This window comes from Salinicoccus cyprini (assembly GCF_007713705.1).
GTDB classification, from domain to species: domain Bacteria; phylum Bacillota; class Bacilli; order Staphylococcales; family Salinicoccaceae; genus Salinicoccus; species Salinicoccus cyprini.
Genome location: NZ_VMSJ01000004.1, coordinates 230656 through 252568, shown reverse-complemented (window position 1 = coordinate 252568; position 21913 = coordinate 230656). Strand labels below are relative to the sequence as shown.

Sequence of the window (21913 nt, the reverse complement as noted above, 5' to 3'; positions counted from 1 at the left end):
TTATCTCATCGGTTGCCGCCAGGAGAAACCATATCCAAGAAAATCATTAAACTACCACACACCACTGGAAGTCTTTTTGAGTTACATGGGTGACAAGCAACTGTCTAGCTTATTTTGACAAACGAAATCTAAAGAAAAAGTGACCCTTTTAATGAAAACCATGTCAGAGTCCATCAAATTAGTTATCTTTAATAATTGCTTTTCCAACGGCCAAGCCGAAATGGTGACAGAACATGTTGGTTTTGCTATTGGAATGAATGAAGCAATTCAGGATGAAGCAGCCAAAGAATTTGCTGCACAGTTTTATTCTGCCCTCGGATTTGGTCATTCTGTCCAAAAAGCATTTGAACAAGGCAAATTAGCTCTTAGCTTAGAAGGAATTGAAGGGGATGAAATACCTGAACTCTATTCGAGAGAAGGGTTAGATCCTAATGAGCATATATTGGTAAAACCGGACTTTTAATAACCACTTAGTAAAGTAAAAAACAGTTACTTTACATATCCTCACTTATAAGCAGTCAGCAAATTATAAAGGGAGAGAAGAAGCTTATCGAGCTCCATCTGATCTCCTTTTTATCGTTTTAAATAGTATTATCGGAGATAACACTGAACGTGCTCTCAACTATGTTACTGCTCTAGACTATTTATTTTAAATAAGAGTAAACACCCACCCTTTTATTACTTCTCCATCTTTATAATTAGAAAAACTGATATAAGTCCAGTTTTTTTCTTCTCAATGATCTCACTACATCTCCATGTCTTAATTGCACTTTTATTTGGGTACTTTCTCCTTTTTCTGTTGGAACTGCATATCCATCCTTAGTGATAGTTTAAAGTAGGATGTAAAGGTTATGTAAAAGAGATTGAAGCAGAGTATAGTATATGATAAATTTTAATAACTAAGTTCAATATTGAATTTCGATATCGAACTTAGTTATTTTAAGGAGACGGTTAAAATGGAAGACAAAGTGCTTAGAAAACTTTTCCTGGGGTTCATCCATATTCACATCCTGCATCATGCCAAAGAACACCCGATATATGGAGCATGGATGCATGAAGAACTACAGGAACATGGGTACGAAATCAGCCCTGGGACACTATATCCAATTCTTCATGGTATGGAAAAAGATGAACTTTTATCGAAAGAAGTACGGAATGTAGGAGGAAAAATAAGGAAATATTATGTAGCGACCCAGAAGGGAGAAGAGATTCTGACTCAAGCACGGGAAAAAGCGTACGAATTATTTAAGGAAATTAAATAATAGATGAAGGAGTGCTTTAATGCGTAATAAAAAAGAAAGTCGACTGAGAACATGGCTGGAAATATTATTGGTTTCAACACGACTCGGTCTGACTTCATTCGGTGGGCCGATTGCCCATTTAGGTTATTTTCATGAGGAATATGTCCGGCGCAGAAAATGGCTGGACGAAAAAGCATATGTTGATCTGGTTGCACTTTGCCAGTTCCTTCCTGGCCCTGCCAGCAGTCAGGTCGGCATTGGTATCGGCATCGCAAGAGGTGGCATCATAGGCGGGATTATATCTTTCCTGGGTTTTACACTCCCTTCTGTGATAGCTCTTATTCTTTTCGTCCTACTTTTGAACACATTCTCCATAGAGGACGCCGGATGGATTGAGGGATTGAAAATCGTCGCTGTTGTGGTCGTCGCCCATGCAGTACTCGGCATGGCAAAGAATCTGACGCCAGATCTGAAAAGGAAGAGTATTGCACTCCTTGCATTGATTATTACATTATTGTGGCAGACAACCTTCACCCAAGTTGGCGTCATACTATTGGCAGGTGTGATTGGCTTTTTACTTTATCGCAATCAAACGGCTGATGATGCAAATACTGTGAATTTCCCGGTGTCACGCCGTTTAGGCTTCATTTGCCTGAGCCTGTTTTTCGCGCTGCTTGTCGCGCTCCCGATACTGCGTGATATCACTTCGAACCAGTGGGTTGCCATGATGGACAGTTTCTACCGTTCAGGTGCACTCGTATTCGGGGGCGGCCATGTGGTGCTGCCATTACTGGAAAGGGAGTTTGTGCCGACGGGCTGGATGACCGCCCAGGAATTTCTGGCAGGATATGGGGCTGCTCAGGCTGTACCCGGTCCTCTGTTCACCTTTGCTGCCTATCTTGGCACAGTGATCAAAGGATGGCAGGGCGGTCTGTTTGCCACTTTCGCCATTTTTCTCCCTGCGTTCCTTCTCATTATTGGGACACTCCCATTCTGGAATGCTTTACGCACCAATCCGAACATCAAAGGTGCACTGATTGGCATTAATGCCGGAGTGGTCGGCATCTTAATCTCTGCGCTATATAATCCCATCTGGACAAGTTCCATCAACAGATCTGTGGACTTTGCACTGGCTGCCCTCCTATTCAGTATGTTGGTGTACTGGAAGCTTCCACCATGGGTGGTTGTCCTTTCGGGTGCAGTCGGCGGCTTGCTGATTTCTTATATATAGCCATCGTGAGAGTTGATGCTCATGGTACTCCTTGATGTGCATTATAGTGATGGTACCTAACTTTAACTTCCACCATATTAGAGATAATGCTCTGAGAACAGTATGGCACTGATTAAGGTTGTGAAAATGAAGACAGAGAAAGCGATAATTACAAATGAACCATAAAAGACTGTCAAAATATAATGGTGAATGATTTTGACTGTCATTCAAATAAAGGCTATTCCATACCAACTGGGATAGCCTTTGCTTATTCCTGAAGCATTGGAGATGCGAAATAGCCTTTAAATTACATATAAAAGGATTATTTGAGTCAAATCAATAAATGCTATTGAGAGATCACTGGACCCAGTCCGATGTAAAAGCCAATCTTGAACTTTATATGAATGATAGTCTTATGCCAACCATATTATATTTTACTTATATAGACAAAAATCTATATAGATGATAATCTATGTATGAAATATAATCAATGGAAAAGGTGTGTTGGATATGCTGGAAGTGAAGTTTTATGAAGAAGAAATGTGCTGTTCCACAGGAATATGCGGGCCGTCGCCTGATGAGAAACTCATTAGAGTGAACCAGCTGGTTGAAGCGCTCAAGGATAGCGATATCAATGTGGAACGATTCAATCTAAGCAGCGCCCCAAACGCGTTCATCGAGAATAAAAGCATCATATCGAAGATCAAGGAAAAGGGTGTCGAAATTCTACCCATTACAGTCATTGATGACCAGATCGTCAAAACGGGCGAATATATGACTGAAGAGGAAGTGAGTGATATCATCATGGTGAACCAGCTGAGGAATGGAGGGTGCTGTGGTGGAGACGGATGCTGCTAGAATAACACGAAAACTGGCCCCCGAAGCAATTGAACTGACGAAGTATCTGTTCTTCACAGGTAAGGGTGGCGTCGGTAAGACGACCGTATCCAGTGCACTGGCACTCAACCTCGCAAAGCAGTCTTTCAGAGTGGCCCTGATCAGTACGGATCCGGCAAGCAATCTGCAGGACGTCTTCAATATGAACCTGACAAATGAGCTCACCAGCCATCCGGACTATGAGAACTTGTCAATTGCGAACTTTGATCCGTTGACCGCTGCCGAGGATTACAAAAACAGTGTAGTGAAACCTTATGAAGGGATATTGCCAGAAGAGACTCTGGACAATATGAAGGAGCAGCTGAGTGGCTCCTGTACAGTGGAGGTGGCTGCATTCAACGAGTTCACCCACTTTTTATCGGACGAGAACATAGAAGCTGAATATGACTATATCATCTTTGATACTGCACCTACTGGACATACATTACGCATGCTGGAACTGCCGACGGCGTGGAATGATTATCTGAATACGACGAATCATGACGCCTCCTGCCTTGGACAGCTCTCAGGCCTGGATGAGAATCGTCGGAAGTATCAGCGGGCATTGGAACGGCTACGTGATGGCACAAGCACGACAATGATGCTGGTCACCCGTCCGGAACAGTCTGCGATGCAGGAGCTTCAACGGGCGCAGAAGGAATTAAAGGACCTGTCGATCAACCATTTCAAAATTATCATCAACGGCTATATCGATGCGGTGCATGGTGATATATCGAAGCATAAAAAACATCAGCAGGATGGTGTCATTGAAGTATTTTCCGAGTGGCTGAATGAAAATGATGTCCATCATGTCTCCTATAGCGGACGCATTAATCGGACGCTTTCTGACCTGGTCGGCCTTTTCGATGACACGATTGAAATCGAAGCAGATGCATTTGAAAAAGAGGACCATCCGACAATTGAAGGATTGGTGGAAGAAATTGAGAGGAGCAGCGTCCGCTACCTCTTCACCATGGGGAAAGGCGGCGTGGGCAAGACGACTGTCGCAACATTGCTCGCTGAGACCCTTGCCGCCAAAGGATACCGTGTACATCTGACCACCACAGACCCGACGAAGGAAATCATCGCCATCCAAAACCGGGACAACCTTGTAACATCCTTTATTGACGAAGAAGCTGCGCTTGCATCCTACAAGGAGGAAGTCCTCTCCTCGCTCGGAGCGGATATTTCACAGGCGGATATCGATTATATCGAGGAGGATCTGCGCTCGCCATGTACTGAAGAAATTGCTTTCTTCAAAGCCTTCAGTGAAGTGATGGCCAATAACGACCAGGCGGACTATGTAGTCGTCGATACGGCGCCCACCGGGCACACCCTATTGCTGCTGGATTCAAGTGAAAGTTATCATAAGGAATTGGAGAAGCAAGGAAACAGATCAAAGGATGCAGTACAGACACTCCTGCCGAAAATCCAGGATCAAAAACTAACACAGATGATCATCGTCTCATTGGCTGAAGCCACACCGTATTATGAGGCCAGTCGGTTGTCTGACGATCTCGATCGGGCAGACATCGGGCATAAGTGGTGGGTGATCAATCAATCCCTGGTGACCCTGGATGCGCAGGATGAACTGTTCAGCAACAAGAAGAAGGATGAATCGAAATGGATTGGGATGATCGGAACCCTCAGTGAAAACAATTATCATCTCATTCCCTATAAGGAGAAATAGAATGAAGAAGATTGTAATCATTGGCTCAGTTGCTGCCGGAACAAGTGTCGCAGCCAAAGCCAGAAGAAACGATGAGAATGTTGGAATCACAGTGTATGATAAAGATACGGATATTTCGTATTCTGTCTGCGGTATTCCCTATTTCATCGGGGGTGAGGTAGAAGGAATCGATGCATTGACCCCACGGAATGCCAAATGGTTTAAGGACAGATTCAATATCGATATCCACACCCAGCACGAAGTGCTCAGTATAGACAAGGACAATCAGACCATTTCCATCAAGAACCTGGTTACAGAAGAGACCTTCAAGCAGACATATGATGAACTTGTCCTCGCCACGGGATCGCTACCGAAAGAACTGCCGCAGTTGAATTCCCGAGAGTATCAAAATGCCTTCCAGGTCAAGAACATCAATGATGCCAAAGGCATCCATCAATATATTAAAGCAAACAACGTTAGAAGGATTGCCATCATTGGTGGTGGCTTCATTGGTCTGGAAATGCTGGAGCAGCTGGCTGATTATGAGACGACAATCATCCAAAGAAGTACATTCATGAGTAATTTGGATTCAGATATGAGCTACATGATTGAAGAATATCTTCAAAATAAAGCCGAGGTCATTACTGGAGAAACGGTAGATCGGGTTATTGGTACAGATTCAATTGAGCAGCTTGTGTTGGAAAGTGGCGTGCGAGTAGATACGGATATGGTGATATTGGCAGTCGGTGTCAGTCCTAATACGGCGCTTGCTGAAGAAATCGATGTTGATTTGGGCGTAACCGGAGCCATCCGGGTCAATCGACATCTCGAAACGAACATTCCCCACATCCATGCGATCGGTGATGTTGCAGAAAGTTTTAGCCTCGTCTCTGGCCAGCCGATATATCGGCCCCTCGGATCGACGGCAAATAAAATGGGCAGGATTGTCGGGGACCGCCTGACGGGCGGTGATCTGGAGCACAAAGGGATTTTAGGCACCGGTATTGTAAGGGTCTTCGACATGACCATCGCCCAGACGGGGCTGACTGAAAAGGACGCAGGGCAGTTGGAGATGGATGTGGATGTCATCCATAATATCAAACCGAACCAGCCAGAGTATATGAAGGGCCGTGATATGGTCATCAAGGCAATCATCGACAGGAATACTTCCAAGATTGTCGGTGCACAGATTGTGGGGTATGAAGGGGTCGACAAACGTATTGATGTACTGGTGACCGCGATCACTTTCGGGGCGAAGGCTGAAGATCTTTTCCATCTGGACCTTGCCTATGCACCGACCTTTTCCACTACAAAGGACCCGATTACCTATACAGGGATGATTGCCCATAATATTCAAAGAGGCAGAAGGATCATTACACCGAGAGAACTGACTGAAAGAGCGGAGCAGGAAAATCTCCATGTCATCGATGTGCGATCCCCAAAACAGTATGAAGTGAATCATGTAGAAAATGCTGTGAATATCCCGCTGAAAAATTTGAGAGAGTATGCAGCATCACTGGATAAAGATCAGACGGTAGTCACTTACTGCAACAAGGGGACGACTGGGAATGCAGCACAGAACGTACTGATCAATCTAGGGTTCGAAGATGTTTATAATCTCTCGGGCGGCAATAAAAACTATCAAAGGTATGTGAATTCAATTGATAAAAGAAGAGAATAAAGTGAGTTATCAGACATTGTCCCAGTATTTGAAGGTGATTGCCGACAGTAGCCGTCTGGAGATACTGGACCTCCTTTCCTGTGGAGAACTCTGTGCCTGTGATCTTCTGGAGCATTTCGAGTTTTCTCAGCCCACGTTGAGCCACCATATGAAACTGCTGAGGGAAAATGATCTCATTCTGATGCGGAAAGACGGCAATAAAAATATGTACCGTCTGAACAAAGCAGTGATTGAAAATCTTACCGACAAGCTGTCCCTGTTAAGTTCTGAGGCAGTGCCATGCATCTGTCATGATATGGATAAAGGCAGCTGTTGATACTGATAGCGCTTCGCTATGGCAAGTTGGGGAAACTGTGGCAGACATATCGGTTCTGGAAATCATTCATACGAATGATTTGAGATATACAACTCTCAGATTGAAATAGAAGAATGAAAAACTTCATACTATATACTTGGATTCAGACTCATACTAAAGAGAAGTATGGGTCTTCTTCAATTTTCCCTATCGAGACCCTAAAGATCATAACTTGGTCGTTCAGCCAAATATTCGAGAGTCTAGAGATTAAAATATAGGCTCCATTTAACGACCGTTTATTGGAACGATTAGAAGGAGATGAAATATAGTTGTTTTCTCTATAGATTATAAGTACAAAAACACGTACAGTTATCTTTGTCCAGCATGCGTAAAACTGATTGAGTTTTTATACTGTAATAAAGCATACACATGAAAATCAAAGATAAAATATCTGTTATAATCGGTAGGGAAATCATAGTGAAAGAGGGATACGATGCCACAGGCGAATAGACGTATGAAAGATATTGAAGTGCCGGGGACACGCCAGTTTGCGAACCGGGTGGATGAGTTTCCGGATGCGGTGGATCTGACACTGGGTCAGCCGGATTTTGAAACGCCTCAGCCTATAAAAAATGCCGCCATCGAGGCGATTGATACGAAATCCATGAAGTATTCCCATAATACAGGGCTTTTTGAACTGAGGGAGACCATCAGCCAGTACTATAGGGAGAAATATGAAGCGGAGTATGACCCGAATGGGGAAGTGCTGGTGACGGTCGGGGGCAGTGAGGGCATTGATGCCATTCTGCGTGCGATTCTAGATCCGGGTGATGAAGTGCTTATCCCGGCACCGACGTATCTTGGATATGAGCCGATCGTCGAGCTTTCTGGCGGTGTCACGAAATTCGTCGATATGACGGAGACGGATTTTATTACCACACCGGAACTGATCGAATCGAATATCACCGAGCGGACGAAGGCCATCATCCTCAACTATCCGACCAACCCGACAGGGGTGACCTATACAAAGGAACAGATGGATGCGCTTGTCGAAGTGTTCAGGCAGCATGACATATTCATCATCACCGATGAAATCTATGCGGAGAATACACTGGAAGGCGAACATATCAGCCTGTCGAGCTACACCGACATCAAGGAGAAGGTGCTTGTCGTCAACGGTCTCAGCAAGTCCCATGCCATGACCGGCTGGCGGATCGGCTATGTGGTGGGTGACAGGACCATCATGGAAGACATCACCGCCGTGCACCTCTACAACACCATCTGCGCCGCCATCCCGAGCCAGTATGCGGCCATCGAGGCACTGAAGAACCAGAGGCATGTGCCTGGTGAGATGAATAAAGCGTATATCGAGCGCCGTGACTACATCTACAAGCGGCTGATCGGCATGGGACTCGAAGTATCGAGACCGACCGGTGCCTTCTACATCTTCCCGTCTATCAGGAAATATGAAGACGATTCCTTCAAGTTCGCGACTGACCTGTTGGAAAGTGTCCAGCTCGCGGTCGTCCCCGGGCGTTCGTTTTCGGAATATGGGGAAGGGCATATCCGACTGTCATTCGCCTGCAGCATGGAAGAGCTGACAGAAGCGGCGGATCGGCTTGAAAAGTATATCAATATGTTGGAAGAGAAATAGAAAGATGCCCTTCAGAAATTTTCTGAAGGGCATCTTTATGTGATCAGTATCTTTTCTCCTTCAGCCGCAGCGTCAGAATAAATCCAATTGCGGCAAGCACTGCCATGACCACCAGGGCATAGGAAGTGCCGGCATAATTGCTCTCTGCATATGGTGCATCCATGACCGCAACGGTGATGCTGATGATGGATGTCAGTATGATGATGCCGAAGGCCATGGCGAACTGGCGCACGGTATTCACAATCGCTGAGCCGTGGGGGATGTCCGACTTCCCGAGCTCCGACATGCTGACGGTGACGAGTGGCATGAGTGTTAGGCCGAATCCGGTCATGAACAGACAGAAGTGGACCATGACCCAGTAGGGTGAATCATCGATGCCAACAGTGTTGAGCAGGATGAGGGAAACAGTGGTGCAGATGAATCCGATCGTGGCGATCCGTTTGCCGCCATATTTGTCGTAAAGATTGCCTGAAATGAAAGTGATGATGGATAGGATGATGGTCCCTGGAACGAGCAGGAACCCGGATAGGAATGCACTGGTGCCAAGCGCATTCTGAGCAAACATCGGAAGGATTGTCTCGGTCGATAGCAGAAGCATCATATTGATGAATATCAGGATGATGGCCAGGCTGAATGTCCTGTTTCGGAAAAGGTCGAGATTCAGTATGGGTACCGGGACTTTGAATTGCCGGCTGATGAAGAACAGCACACTGATGAACCCGACAATCATCGGAAGCATGGTGAATACATTCAGGAATCCATAGGTGCTGATGTTGCTGAGGCCCAGTATGAACAGGGCGAACCCGGCAGCTGATAGGATGACGGAACGGATGTCGAGTGTCGTCCGGTTCTGTTCAAGCACGTTCTTCATCAGGAAGAGTGCGAGTAGGAATGTAATCAGGATGAATGGCAGTATCACCCAATGGAGCGACCGCCAGTCGAGATAGTCGATGATGATGCCTGAAATGGATGGCGCGGAAGCAGGCGCAATGTTCGTCACTGCACCGAGCAGTCCCATCGCGAATCCCCGCCGGTGGTAGGGGAAGACGATCAGCAGTATCGTCTGGATCAGCGGCAGGATGATGCCTGCACCAATTGCCTGAATCATGCGCGACAGCAGCAGTACACCGAAGTTCGGTGACCAGCCGCCGATTGCGGTCCCGACCAATAGGCAGGTGAGTGAGAAGATGATGAGCGTCCGGGCGGAATAGGTGGTGGAAAGGTATCCCGACATCGGGATGAAGATCAATGCGACGAGGATGAAGGCATTGGTCAGCCACTGTACCTGGGTCGCATTAATATCGAATTCTGCCATGATTGTTGGGAATGCTGTAATCAGGAGGAACTGGTTGAAGGTCAAAAGAAAAGCTGCGGCGATGATCACCACAACGACGCCCTTATTCTCCAGTTTTTCTTTTGCCATACCGATCCCCTCCGCTCCGGTTCATTTGTATTCATTGTTGCATAAACGGAGGAGCCGGTCAAAACGCCTATTGATCAAAAGAGATCATACAAAAAATGCCCTAGATCCGCAACGGAGTCTAGGGCGTCTTATTTACTTCAGTTTTTTATATTCGGTAACGATACGATTGACAGCTTCTTCGACGAACTTCGGATGGGTCGCAAGGTTCAGGCGCACATAGCCCTGGTAGGCATCGCCGAACCATTCACCATAGTCGACGGCGAGTTTGCATTTCCCCTGGATGAAATCCTTCACGTCTTCAGGGGCGAGGAAACCGCGCAGATCGATCATCGGCAGGTAGGTGCCTTCCAGTTTGCATACTTTCACTTCCGGAATATGTTCTGCAAGCTGTGTCTTCAAGTAGTCGAAGTTCGACAAGATGACGGATTTCAGTCCATCGAGCCATTCTTCTCCCGTCTCGTAGGCAGCTTGCGTTGCGATGTGGCCGAGGATATTCTTCTCGCTCTTGATGTGCTGGCCGGCATAGTTGTCGAACTGCCTGCGCAACTCGGCGTTCTGGATGACGATGTTGGCATGGAGCAGTCCCGGCAGGTTGAATGATTTGGAGGCAGCATTGACGAGCAGGATGCGGTCGGCGTACTTGCCATCGGCAACAAGGGGTGCCGGCGTATGCGCGTGTTCACCGTAGGTGAAGTCCTGATGGATCTCGTCGGCAATGACGAGGACATCATGCTTCTCACAAATGGCAAGCATGCGTTCAAGCTCCACTTCCGTCCACACGCGACCAGCCGGATTATGCGGTGAGCATAGGATGAAGAGTTTGACATCATTCTCTTCAATACGCTGCTCGAACAGGTCGAAATCCAGTTCGAAGCGGCCATCATTATCCGTCATATCCGCAGTCACAAGCTTGCGATCGAGATCCTTGATGACATTGAAGAATGGGTAGTAGACCGGTGGCGTGATGATCACCGCATCCCCTTCTTCCGTATAACAATTCATAAACCAGTAGAGTGCGGATACCACACCCGTCGCCGGACGGCACCATTCCTTCTCCACCTTATAGCCGAAGCGTGATTCCATCCAGTTGGAGTAGGTGTCATAGTAGGTATCCGGAATAAATGAATAGCCGTAAGCCCCATGCTGAACCCGTTCCGTCAGTGCTTCGATGACACCATCCGGTGCCTTAAATTCCATATCCGCCACCCAGATCGGCAGTAGGTCTGCATCGCCGAAACGTTCCTCGAGCAGATCCCATTTCGTTGAGTTTGTATTTTTCCGTTCTACATAATATCGGTCTACAAACGTTTGTATGTCCATATGTATCTCCCTTCCTATCTATCTTCCATTTTACACTACATATCAACTATAGAATAAAGCATTCCTTGAAACAACGCATGACTCCGAAGAAGTTGTTCTGATAGGGAGATATTCTCCTATGTCATCACTCCGATACCGTTTTCTTGTTTGGCAGTCTGCTCATGATGAACACGCTGATGATCATCAGTATAATGGCACCGAAGACAACGAGCGGGCTATCGGTGAGTGTACCGACGAATAGGGCGATGACTGTAATTGCACCGTTCAGCAGCGCCATCGGCAATTGCGTTTTAACATGGTCGATATGGTCACTCCCTGCACCTGTGGATGAAAGAATCGTCGAATCGGAAATCGGTGAACAGTGGTCGCCGAATATACCCGCTGAAATGACTGCGCCAATGCAGATATAGATGGAGATATCGAGCTGGGCGGCAATCGGAATTGCGATGGGCAGCATAATTGCGAACGTCCCCCATGATGTACCGCTGGCAAATGCCATTACTGCACCGACGATGAAAATCAGCATAGGTATGATCGAAAGAGGAATATTGTCATCAATGACTTGGACAATATAGTTGGCAGTTCCCATCTCTTCAAGCACCATGCCGATCGCCCATGCCAGTACGATGATGACGATGACATTAAGCATGCGCTGCATGCCTGTCGTATAGATTTCAAAGGATGCTTTGAATGTATGCACTTTAAAGATGAGCATCAGGATGATCAGCGTGATGGATGCGAAGAGATAGGCGGTGCTCAGCGCCACTCTGAATGTCGAACCGGAAACTGCCTCGAATGGGAAACCTTCAGGAATCAGCAGACCGAATAGGGTGACGAACAGTACAGCGAGCGGTAGCCAGATGAGTACCGGACGGCTGTTGTTCTCTGTCTGCAGGTCCGGTGCCGCCGGTTGCCTCAGCGGTGCCGCATTCGGCCAGTATCTTTCCCCATCTTCCACTGTTCTCTTTTCAGCGGTACGCATCGGACCGAAATCCTTTTTTATCAGGATGACGACCGGAACGATCAGCACAGCAAGAATTGGATAGACGAAGTAGGGCCAGGCATTCATATAGGCACTGAAGTCCGACTCGGCGATGCCGAGTCTTTCGAATTCCTCATTGATCAGCCCCATGATATAGATGCCCCAGCCGATGAACGGAATCAGTACCGCTACAGGCGTTGCTGTGGAGTCGAGGATCCAGGCTAGTTTTTCCCGGGAAATCTTCAATTTATCGTATGTAGATTCAAATATCGGTCCGACGATCAGCGGTGTGCCGATATCCGAGAAGAAAATGATGATACCGCCAAACCACGTTGCGAACTTTGCTTTCATGCGTGTGTTGATGTATTTCGATACACTTTTCGCAAAAGCCATTGCCCCTCCGGATTTCTCCATCAATGATACAAATCCGCCGATGAAGACGAGCAGGGCGATGACAGCAGCGTTATAGTTGTCCGTCAGCTGGACGAAGACATAGTCACCGATGAATGTCGTGACTGAATCGATCGGGTGCAGACCGTTAATGATGAATACGCCTGTCAATGCGCCGAGAAATAGAGACAGGATGACGTTCTTGGTGACGAATGCGAGCAGTATTGCGATGATGACCGGCAGCAGTGACAGCATGCCGTAGGCTTCAAATTCCAAAAAAGCACCTCCATATTTATAAATATTAAATAAAATGTATATATATTAAATAAATATGCGGTGATATGCAATATAAATTTTCCTTCAGTAATTTTTTGTTCAGAACCAAAGGTACAGTCGTGGATTAACTGCGTTGGTATGTATTGAAAAAGTAACTGCATTTGAAGTTTAACCTACTAAAAAATAAATAACGCTTACTTTTAATTGTTGATAATTTTCAGAAACAATACTATTATTAATATTATATGAACCAATGGTTCTTTTAAAGAACCAAAAGGAGGCGCAATATGAAAGTAACAACAGATATAGGCGGGACTTTTACTGATTTACTTTATTTGGACGATAATGGTGATTTTATTTTCGATAAGGCACATACAACGCCACCAAATTTTGAAGACGGTGTCATGAATGTCATGGCCCAATCGGGGCTGGATTACGGGTCGATTGAAATGTTCATACATGGGTCCACCGTGGTGATCAATACTTTGACGGAAAGAAAAGGGGCGAAGGTTGGATTGATTACGACAAAGGGCACCAGGGATGTTCTTGAGATTGCAAGAGGCAACAGGCCAGATCTATACAATTTCAAATACAAAAAACCTGAACCTTTTGTCGAAAGATATTTGAGATGGGAAGTAGAGGAGCGGATGAACTATAAAGGAGAGGTGTTGCAGACGCTCAATGAACAGGATGTTATAGATGCCATTGAACACTTCAGAGACGAGGGAGTAGAGGCCATCGCCGTCTGTCTATTGCACGCCTATAAAAACCCTGAACACGAAATTGAAATCACGAAACTGATCAACGAGAAGTGGCCGGAACTGCCTGTTACTGCTTCCCACGAAATGATCAAGGAATGGAGAGAGTACGAGCGAACCAATACAACTGTTCTGAATGCATATGTAAAACCGGTAATGGAAAGTTACATCGATAGCCTTGATGGCCGGCTTAACAGTAAGACTTCCAATAATAATCGTTATATCATGCAATCCAATGGTGGAATCACTTCTTTTTCCGATTCCAAGAAGTATCCGCTCAATCTAGTGGAATCCGGCCCAGTTGCAGGGGTATACGGCGCCGCCATACTTGGTGAAATCATAGGAGAATCCAACATCATATCTTTTGATATTGGCGGAACAACAGCAAAATGCTCATTGATAAGTGAAGGCAACGTGAAGGTATCCACAGACTACTACATTGAGAAGAATGATAAGTATGCAGGATATCCGATCAAAGTACCGGTTGTCGATATTGTGGAAATCGGTAATGGTGGGGGTTCCATTGCATGGATTGATGAACTGGGTTCATTGAAAGTCGGTCCGCAGTCTGCGGGATCGGTCCCTGGTCCGGTCTCTTACGGACAAGGTGGTGAAAAAGCAACCACTACAGATGCAAACCTATATATTGGCAGATTGTCTGATAAAAACTTTGATAGTGATGTTGATTTTTCACACGTGCGTGAAGCAATAGATAGGCAGGTGGCAGGACCTTTTGGAACTTCAACAGAAGACGGAGCCTTGGGCATCATTGATATTGCGAATTCGAATATGCTCAATGCGTTAAAATTGATTTCAGTTCGAAAAGGATACAATCCCCAGGACTTCACCATGATAGCGTTCGGGGGAGGCGGCCCCATGCATGCTGCAGAGTTGGCCAGAGATTTGAAGATCAAGAAAGTTGTTATTCCGCATGCTGCCTCAGTTTTTTCTGCCTGGGGGATGCTTATGTCGGATGCAAGAAAGGATAACATACAGACCTATCTGAAAAAATTCAGCGCACTTGACTTTGAAGATATCAATAAGCAATGGACTGATATGGAAAATGCTTCTTTAGAGGACTTTTCCAAAAATAATCTGGATAGATTCCCCATCGAGTTCGAAAGATCTGTCGACTTAAGGTATGAAGGTCAAGAACATACGGTGAAGATGCCTATTGAAAATGATGAATGGGATGGAACTTTCATAGAGGAAGCCAAACTCAAGTTCCATGAGATGCATGAATTCACCTACTCATTCAAGCTTGAGCATACTGAAGTTGAAATTGTGAATATGCATCTGACGACTATTGGTAAAATAGAAAAACCGGATCTGAAAGAATTGGAAACCAATGGTCTGCGAATTGAAGAGACCATAAAAGAAACCAGAAATGTCTACTATAAGGAACATGGATGGGTAGAAACAAAAATTTACGACAGGAATCTGCTTCGGGAAGGTCACTCAATAGAGGGGCCGGCAGTCATAGAAGAAAAGACTTCATCCACATTGGTTCTTGAAAACCAGCAAGCGGATATTGATGTGTATGGCAATATTATTCTAACAGTTGAGGTGAAATCATATGACTAGAACAAACCCATACGTCAAGGAGATCATCAAGGATTCACTGATGTCCATTGGTGAAGAGATGTTTGTTGCATTGGCCCGGACATCAATGAGTCCCATCATTTATGAAGTTCTGGACTATGCATGCGGATTGACCGATGCCAAAGGCAATCTGATCAGCCAGGGCAACGGTGTGACATCATTTATCGGAATGCTGAGTCCGATGGTAAAATCCGTATTGGATAAGTTCGAAGGCGGTGAGGACCTTAGAGCAGGGGATATCATCATTATCAATGATCCTTACATCGGTGGGGGATCACACCTCTCTGATGTCGGTCTGGTAATGCCTATATTCCATGAAAACAAGCTGGTAGCTTTTTCAGCGAATAAAGGGCATTGGACAGATGTCGGGGGCAAGAATCCAGGTTCATTGACAAGCGATTCCAGTGAAATATATCAAGAAGGATTGCAGCTGTCAGGGGTGAAGCTGTTTGATGCAGGCATTTTGAATAAAGGTGTAGAAACAATCATTACAGACAATATCAGGCTACCTCAATTCTCAATCGGAGATATGTGGGCGCAAGTAGCGGCTCTAAGAACTGGAGAAAAAAGGTTCAAAGAATTGTGTGACCTCCACTCGAAAGAGACTATAGAACAAGTGATCAATGATTTGATTTCAAGTTCAGAAGAATATTCCCAACAAGTCATTTCTTCACTGCCCAAAGGCGTTTTTGAGGCTGAGGATTATATAGAAGGTGATCCGGAAAAAGGAGGACCCTACAAAATAAAAGTTAAGGTAACGATTACAGAGGATGAATTCATCTGTGACTTCAGAGGGTCCCATCCCCAAGTAGCCCATCCAGTGAACTGTTCCTATTTTGGGCTCTTGGCCAGTGTAAGGGTGATGTACCTGGCAATTGTTCAGCCACAGTTCAATATTACTGAAGGATTGTTCAGACCATTGAAGATCATAACGGATGAAAAATCCATACTTTCCGCTGAACGACCGGCACCTGTGTCCATGAACTTTGAGGCCAGGTTGGGTGGCGCAGAATTGATCTGGAAGGCTTTAGCACCTGAAATCCCAGAAAAATTACCCGCAGGTCATTCCCTATCTGTATGTTCCGTCACCGTAGCCGGTACCCATCCAGATAATGGGGAAGACTTTCTGATAGTTGAACCATCTGTCGGTGGATGGGGAGCAGCAAATGAAGCGGACGGACAAAGTGGGCAATTCTGTATGGGGAATGGTGAAACGTATAATGTCCCGATAGAGGTTGCTGAAGCAAAGTACGGTGTTCTTGTCGACAATTATGGTTTCAGAAAAGACAGCAGTGGTGCAGGAGAGTATATCGGTGGACGCGGTGTTGTTAGATCATATGAGATCTTGAGTGACAACCAGTATCTGTCTGCGACCTACGGAAGACATCAATTTAAACCATGGGGGATGAAAGGTGGAGAAAAAGGTGCTTCCAGCTATATTGAAGTCCATAAGAGCAATGGAGATATCATAGGTCCTCTAGGTGTGACTACAAGACTCCGTCTGGACAAAGGCGATGTGGTCGATCTTGTCACACCATCCGGTGGTGGATACGGTAACCCTTCCGACCGGGAATATGGTAAGGTTGAGAGGGATATTAAAAATGGCTTTTATACTGAAGAGGAAGCCATAGACCAATTTGGATATAAACAGAGGTAATGCTATGACGTTAAAATCTTTAGGTTTTGCAATTGAAGTACTTTCAATGTTCACGAAGGAGAATCCTTCATGGGGGTTGAGGGATCTGTCAAAAGAAATGGGAGTAAACCATACCATCATCTATAGGATACTGAGGACTTTTGAAGACAAGCAGGTTTTGACTCAGAATCCAGATTCAAAAAAATATGAACTTGGTCCAGGACTCGCCCCTCTGCTTGCAGCCTATCGAAGCAAGAATAAAATGTCCGACCTGATACTGCCGATAATGGAAGCATTGAGTGAAAGGACTGGGGAATCGGTATTCCTGACATGGAAAGAAGGGTATGAGGGTGTCACTGTTGAAATAGCGGAAAGTTCAAGTAATATCAGGTTTGCAGTTTCGAAAGGGACGCGGACCCCTCTGTACTTGGGAGCCTCAGCCAAGTCGATTATGGCATTTTTGTCAGAAGAGCAGCAAAATGAGATCATAGCCCAAGGGTTGAAAAAAATGACCGAAAAATCCACTACTGAAAAAGAAGATCTGCTCAAGGACCTTAGGATAATAGAATCTCGCAGATGGGCTTATACAGAAGGAGAATATTCCGATGATGTATTCGGAATCAGTACCCCGTTATTCAACTCTGAAGGGAAGATCCTGGCTTCACTGACGATAGCTGGGCCAGTCTATAGAATAAATGAAGATAACAGGCAGACGATTCTTGCCATGCTGATGGAATCGACAGAAAAAATAACAGAAATCATAAGTATTTTTGATAAAGATAATTACCTTTAATTATTCTTGGTATCAGGCACAAACTACACTATTAGTAGTTTGTGCTTTTTATTTTGATTGACAAGAATACTTTGATTTTTCAGTAAACTATTGCATTGAATAAAGTGTAGCTGTATAATCGAAACATATTAAGAACAACTGGTTCTCATTAAGAACCATTATTCATCCTATAAATTCTGAATAATTAGTTTTATTATTTTGCTTTAAATCATATGAAGGAGGACTTCACATGTTGCATGAACTTGTCCTGAAAATATTCAAAGAATTAGACAGACCTGACGCAAATGGTGAGCAGATTGCAAATCTATTCAATTCTTATGGGCATAAGGAGATTACAGTAACTGAAATCAGAGAGGATGATGGGGGTACCGATTTTCTAAAAATCAAAATTCCTGGCACTAATGGAAAAGCAGCAGGAGGAGAAGCTCCAACACTGGGTATTATCGGAAGGCTTGGAGGAATAGGGGCGAGACCTGAACAGATTGGCTTTGTTTCGGATGGTGATGGAGCATTAGCCGCGCTGACTTCGGCATTGAAGATTGTCGATATGAAGAATAATGGAGAGAGTTTGGAAGGCGATGTCATTATCGCAACCCATGTCGATCCCAATGCACCTACCATACCGCATGATCCTGTGCCATTCATGGGCTCTTCAGTGGATATGACCGTAATGAACCAGCACGAGATTGATGATGAAATGGATGCAATCATAACCATCGATGCTACGAAAGGCAACCGGATTACCAACTTCAGAGGAATATGCATTTCACCGACTGTCAAGGAAGGGTACATTCTCAGAGTGAGTGAAACACTGATTGATATTTTACAGAACGTTACAGGCAAACCAGCCTCTGTACTACCAATAACCATGCAGGATATTACCCCATATGGTAACGATGTATATCATATCAATAGTATTCTACAACCGTGTACCGCTACTGATAAACCTGTGGTTGGTCTTGCTATCACTTCAGGAGTAGCAGTACCGGGGAGTGGAAGTGGTGCCTCCCAATTGAATGATGTGGAAGAAGCGGCGAGGTTTTCGGTGGAAGCAGCTAAACAGTTTGGTAAGCAAAAGGCTTTCTTCCACGATGCAGAAGAATATGAGAAATTGCGCAAGTTATATGGTTCAATGGCCCACCTTCAGACACTCGGAGAGAAGTAGCATAACCATCTGAAGAAAGACGGGAAAGGGGAGGAATCGATGAGACTAAAAGCGTTAGAACCTGATATGATTAAGCCTCTAGTTATAGGCGGGAGCATTCTGGGAGGTGGCGGCGGTGGTGCCATCAAAGAAGGATTGAAAATGGGAAAGCTGGCATTTGAGATCGGACAGCCAAGCCTGCTTGCTCTGGACGAACTGGAAGATGACGATATGATTGTTACTGTGTCCGCTGTAGGTGCGCCTGCTGCTAAAGATCAGTTTGTGCAACCGCTTGATTATGTAGAAACCATTGAACTGATTGAGAAGGTGACTGGCAGAAAACCTAAAGCAATGATTACAAATGAAAATGGAGGCATTGCAACAGTCAATGGCTTTTTCCAATCAGCTGTAACAGGCATTCCCATCCTTGATGTTTCCTGTAACGGGCGGGCACATCCTACCGGAATCATGGGATCGATGCAATTGAACATTATAGAGGATTATGAATCTTTCCAGACAGCCGTAGGCGGCAGGCCGGGTACTGACTTCCGGTTGAGCCAGACGATACAAGGCAGTCTGGATACTGCTTCAAAGCTGGTCAGGCAGGCTTCAATTTCAGCAGGTGGATTTGTTGCGGTAGCGAGAAATCCCGTAACAAAGAACTATCTGGCATCCAACGGAGCGGTCAATGCCCTATCGCAGGCCTACGATGTTGGTGTCGCCCACCAGTATGGTAATAGCAGTGCGGAAAAAATAGATAAGGTAGTAGAAGTTCTAAAAGGAAAGATAGTGTGCAAGGGCGCAGTCGAGTCATTGGTGTTTGAAACAGTAGACGGCTTTGATCTTGGCAAAGTCGTAATCAATTCGGGGGAAGAAAAATTCGAACTCACGATATGGAATGAGTACATGACATGTGAAAATGATTCTGGTCAGAGACTTGCTACTTTTCCTGATCTATTGATGACCTTCGAAAGCGAGAGTGGAGATCCGATTACGAGTGCACAATTGCGGAACGGACAAGAACTTACGGTTGTATATACATCCAGAGATAATTTGATCCTCGGCAGTGGAATGAGGTTGAAGTCGAACTACGAAGTTGTGGAACAAATATTGAATAAAGAAATACTCAAATATATTGGCGATGTCTTTGAAGAAGGTGATCTGAACCAATGACCAATTTGCTTGCAATCACAATTGGCAGGTCGCCAAGAAAAGATATCAGTCCAATAATGGAACGCTATCTGGGTGACGACATTACTGTAAAACAGATAGGTGTATTAGATGATCTGAGTGATCATGAAATGTCCTTGATTTCTACCTATAAGCCCCATGATGAAGTGCTTGTTTCCAGAGTGGATGATGAACATTCCATTGAATTAAATGCAAAGGTTGTCGAAGACCACTTGCAGAACATCATTCAGAATGCTGAAAAAAGAGGATATAAGCACATACTTTTGCTATGTACGGGCAGTTTTCCTGATATTGTGCTAAAAACTTCGAACTTGTATCTGCCAGATCAGCTCATATCTCCTGTAATCAGTAATATTGCCAAGCATCGAAAAATGGGCTTATTAATTCCACATGAAAACCAGAGGTCAATGATGGAAGATAAGTGGAAAGTATATGGATTGAATCCATTGATAGCAAGTGCCTCTCCCTACTTGGATCTGGATCAAATCATTGCGTCAGCCAAAGACCTTGAACAAAGCAAAGCCGACTTTATACTGATGGATTGCATGGGATACACGGAGGAAATGAAGGAAGCAGTTTCAGCCGAAGTGACCATACCGGTGATACTATCAAATACGCTGATGGTAAAAATTCTATCCGAGCTTCTTTAAGGAGATGATGCAAATTAATGATACAGCAATGAACAAGCTATTGACATTGATGCGCCAGAATGATGTGGATACCACTTTCATAGTTCCAGGACCTAACATGCTCTACTTCACTGGCCTGAAGATTAAGCAGAGTGAAAGAGTAACATTTTTAGTAATCCTCAGAAATGGAGAAATTCATTCACTTGTACCAGAAGTGGAACAAGATAAGTTCAAAGCGGTATTTGAAAATAATGTGATCAGCTATAAGGACGAAGAAGGTATTGAAGGTGCGCTGCAGCAATTAAAGGCAGTACTGCCCCAAGAAGATTTTAGAGCAAGTGTTGAATACAGTAATTGTAGGGTGACAGAATATCGAGTATTTCAATCACTTGGCTGTGAATTGACGAATGCAGATCATCTGATCGACTCTCTCAGATTAATAAAAGAGGATCAGGAAATTACTGAGCTGCAGAATGCTGCAAAAGTATTAGAGGATAGTTTTAAAGCAACGCTTCCGTTTATCAAGCCGGACATTACGGAGGTCGAAATTGCTGCACAACTGGAATACGAAATGAAAAAGAGAGGGTCTGCTGGAACACCATTCGAAACTATCGTTGCTTCAGGTCCAAGAGGCGCAAGTCCGCATGGCAGAGCAGGTGCAAAGAAGATAGCTGCAGGAGAACTGGTCGTCATTGATTTTGGTTGCATAATAGATGGTTATGTCGGTGATATATGCAGAACTGTGGCTGTAGGCAACATATCGGATGAAGCAAGAAAGGCTTATGAAATAGTAAAAGAAGCCCAGCAGCATGCCGTCAACCTTATAAAGCCTGGAATAACAGCGGGTGAAATAGACGAAGCGGCAAGGAGTATCATTCGTTCCCATGGTTATGGCGCGTATTTCAACCATCGTACTGGACATGGGTTAGGAATCAATCCACATGAAGAACCATACATTATGCAGAATAATGATCAGGCTTTGGAACCTGGAATGGTCTTCTCAGTCGAGCCAGGGATATATTTGCCCAATAAGTTCGGTATAAGGATAGAAGACACAATTGCCGTCACTGAAGATGGACATATAAATTTGATGAACCTTGAGAAAGATCTGATTGAAGTCTGAATGCTGTATTTATAAATCAG

At 44.9% G+C, this 21913-nt stretch carries 18 protein-coding genes and 1 pseudogene; 16 read left to right on the top strand and 3 right to left on the bottom strand.

What is annotated here, in order from left to right; genetic code table 11:
- From FO441_RS10355 to FO441_RS10315, 9 genes and pseudogenes are all read left to right on the top strand, one after another.
- Window positions 1–118, top strand: a pseudogene (locus FO441_RS10355) (IS30 family transposase); the annotation flags it as partial.
- 33 nt (window positions 119–151) lie between these two features.
- On the top strand, window positions 152–463 hold the full coding sequence (locus FO441_RS10350; RefSeq protein ID WP_145289660.1) for a hypothetical protein: 312 nt from the start codon (window positions 152–154) through the stop codon (window positions 461–463).
- A gap of 493 nt (window positions 464–956) precedes the next feature.
- Window positions 957–1262, top strand: a complete 306-nt coding sequence (locus FO441_RS10345) for a PadR family transcriptional regulator (protein WP_145289657.1) — start codon at window positions 957–959, stop codon at window positions 1260–1262.
- 19 nt (window positions 1263–1281) lie between these two features.
- Window positions 1282–2472 carry a chromate efflux transporter gene (gene chrA / locus FO441_RS10340; RefSeq protein WP_145289654.1) on the top strand — a complete coding sequence of 397 codons (1191 nt, stop codon included), beginning with the start codon at window positions 1282–1284 and terminating at the stop codon, window positions 2470–2472.
- A 489-nt stretch (window positions 2473–2961) separates the two neighbouring features.
- Window positions 2962–3309 (top strand): arsenite efflux transporter metallochaperone ArsD, encoded by a 348-nt coding sequence (gene arsD / locus FO441_RS10335; RefSeq protein WP_145289650.1) that lies wholly within the window; start codon window positions 2962–2964, stop codon window positions 3307–3309.
- The gene (arsA, locus tag FO441_RS10330; protein ID WP_145289647.1) at window positions 3275–5017 is read left to right on the top strand and encodes an arsenical pump-driving ATPase; all 1743 of its coding nucleotides are present in this window, start codon (window positions 3275–3277) and stop codon (window positions 5015–5017) included. Before arsD ends, arsA begins: the two co-directional genes overlap by 35 nt.
- A gap of 1 nt (window position 5018) precedes the next feature.
- A complete protein-coding gene (locus tag FO441_RS10325) occupies window positions 5019–6677 on the top strand; it encodes an FAD-dependent oxidoreductase (protein WP_145289645.1) in 1659 nt (552 codons plus the stop codon).
- Window position 6678: 1 nt separating this feature from the next.
- Window positions 6679–6993: an ArsR/SmtB family transcription factor gene (locus FO441_RS10320; RefSeq protein ID WP_145289642.1), complete on the top strand. Its 315-nt coding sequence runs from the start codon at window positions 6679–6681 to the stop codon at window positions 6991–6993.
- Between the two features lie 472 nt (window positions 6994–7465).
- Window positions 7466–8626, top strand: coding sequence for an aminotransferase class I/II-fold pyridoxal phosphate-dependent enzyme (locus tag FO441_RS10315; protein WP_145289639.1), 1161 nt, complete (start codon window positions 7466–7468; stop codon window positions 8624–8626).
- A 43-nt stretch (window positions 8627–8669) separates the two neighbouring features.
- Here the strand turns inward: FO441_RS10315 and FO441_RS10310 are convergent, their stop codons facing one another.
- The 3 genes from FO441_RS10310 to FO441_RS10300 all read right to left on the bottom strand — a co-directional run bounded on the left by FO441_RS10310 (window position 8670) and on the right by FO441_RS10300 (window position 13017).
- A complete protein-coding gene (locus FO441_RS10310; RefSeq protein WP_145289636.1) occupies window positions 8670–10049 on the bottom strand; it encodes a DHA2 family efflux MFS transporter permease subunit in 1380 nt (459 codons plus the stop codon).
- A gap of 132 nt (window positions 10050–10181) precedes the next feature.
- The gene (locus FO441_RS10305; protein ID WP_145289634.1) at window positions 10182–11369 is read right to left on the bottom strand and encodes a MalY/PatB family protein; all 1188 of its coding nucleotides are present in this window, start codon (window positions 11367–11369) and stop codon (window positions 10182–10184) included.
- A gap of 124 nt (window positions 11370–11493) precedes the next feature.
- A complete protein-coding gene (locus FO441_RS10300; protein WP_246095115.1) occupies window positions 11494–13017 on the bottom strand; it encodes a Na+/H+ antiporter NhaC family protein in 1524 nt (507 codons plus the stop codon).
- Window positions 13018–13304: 287 nt separating this feature from the next.
- Between FO441_RS10300 and FO441_RS10295 the strand changes: the two genes are divergently transcribed.
- From FO441_RS10295 to FO441_RS10265, 7 genes are all read left to right on the top strand, one after another.
- Window positions 13305–15359, top strand: coding sequence for a hydantoinase/oxoprolinase family protein (locus FO441_RS10295; protein ID WP_145289631.1), 2055 nt, complete (start codon window positions 13305–13307; stop codon window positions 15357–15359).
- Window positions 15352–17034, top strand: a complete 1683-nt coding sequence (locus FO441_RS10290) for a hydantoinase B/oxoprolinase family protein (RefSeq protein ID WP_145289628.1) — start codon at window positions 15352–15354, stop codon at window positions 17032–17034. The genes FO441_RS10295 and FO441_RS10290 overlap by 8 nt, the downstream gene beginning before the upstream one ends.
- Before the next feature lie 4 nt (window positions 17035–17038).
- On the top strand, window positions 17039–17806 hold the full coding sequence (locus FO441_RS10285) for an IclR family transcriptional regulator (RefSeq protein WP_145289625.1): 768 nt from the start codon (window positions 17039–17041) through the stop codon (window positions 17804–17806).
- Between the two features lie 229 nt (window positions 17807–18035).
- Window positions 18036–18971: a DUF1177 domain-containing protein gene (locus tag FO441_RS10280; protein WP_145289622.1), complete on the top strand. Its 936-nt coding sequence runs from the start codon at window positions 18036–18038 to the stop codon at window positions 18969–18971.
- 39 nt (window positions 18972–19010) lie between these two features.
- Window positions 19011–20123, top strand: a complete 1113-nt coding sequence (locus FO441_RS10275; RefSeq protein ID WP_145289619.1) for an S-methyl thiohydantoin desulfurase family protein — start codon at window positions 19011–19013, stop codon at window positions 20121–20123.
- On the top strand, window positions 20120–20791 hold the full coding sequence (locus FO441_RS10270) for an AroM family protein (RefSeq protein ID WP_145289616.1): 672 nt from the start codon (window positions 20120–20122) through the stop codon (window positions 20789–20791). The genes FO441_RS10275 and FO441_RS10270 overlap by 4 nt, the downstream gene beginning before the upstream one ends.
- 7 nt (window positions 20792–20798) lie before the next feature.
- Window positions 20799–21893, top strand: coding sequence for a M24 family metallopeptidase (locus tag FO441_RS10265; RefSeq protein WP_246095113.1), 1095 nt, complete (start codon window positions 20799–20801; stop codon window positions 21891–21893).
- The last annotated feature ends 20 nt before the right edge of the window (window positions 21894–21913 follow it).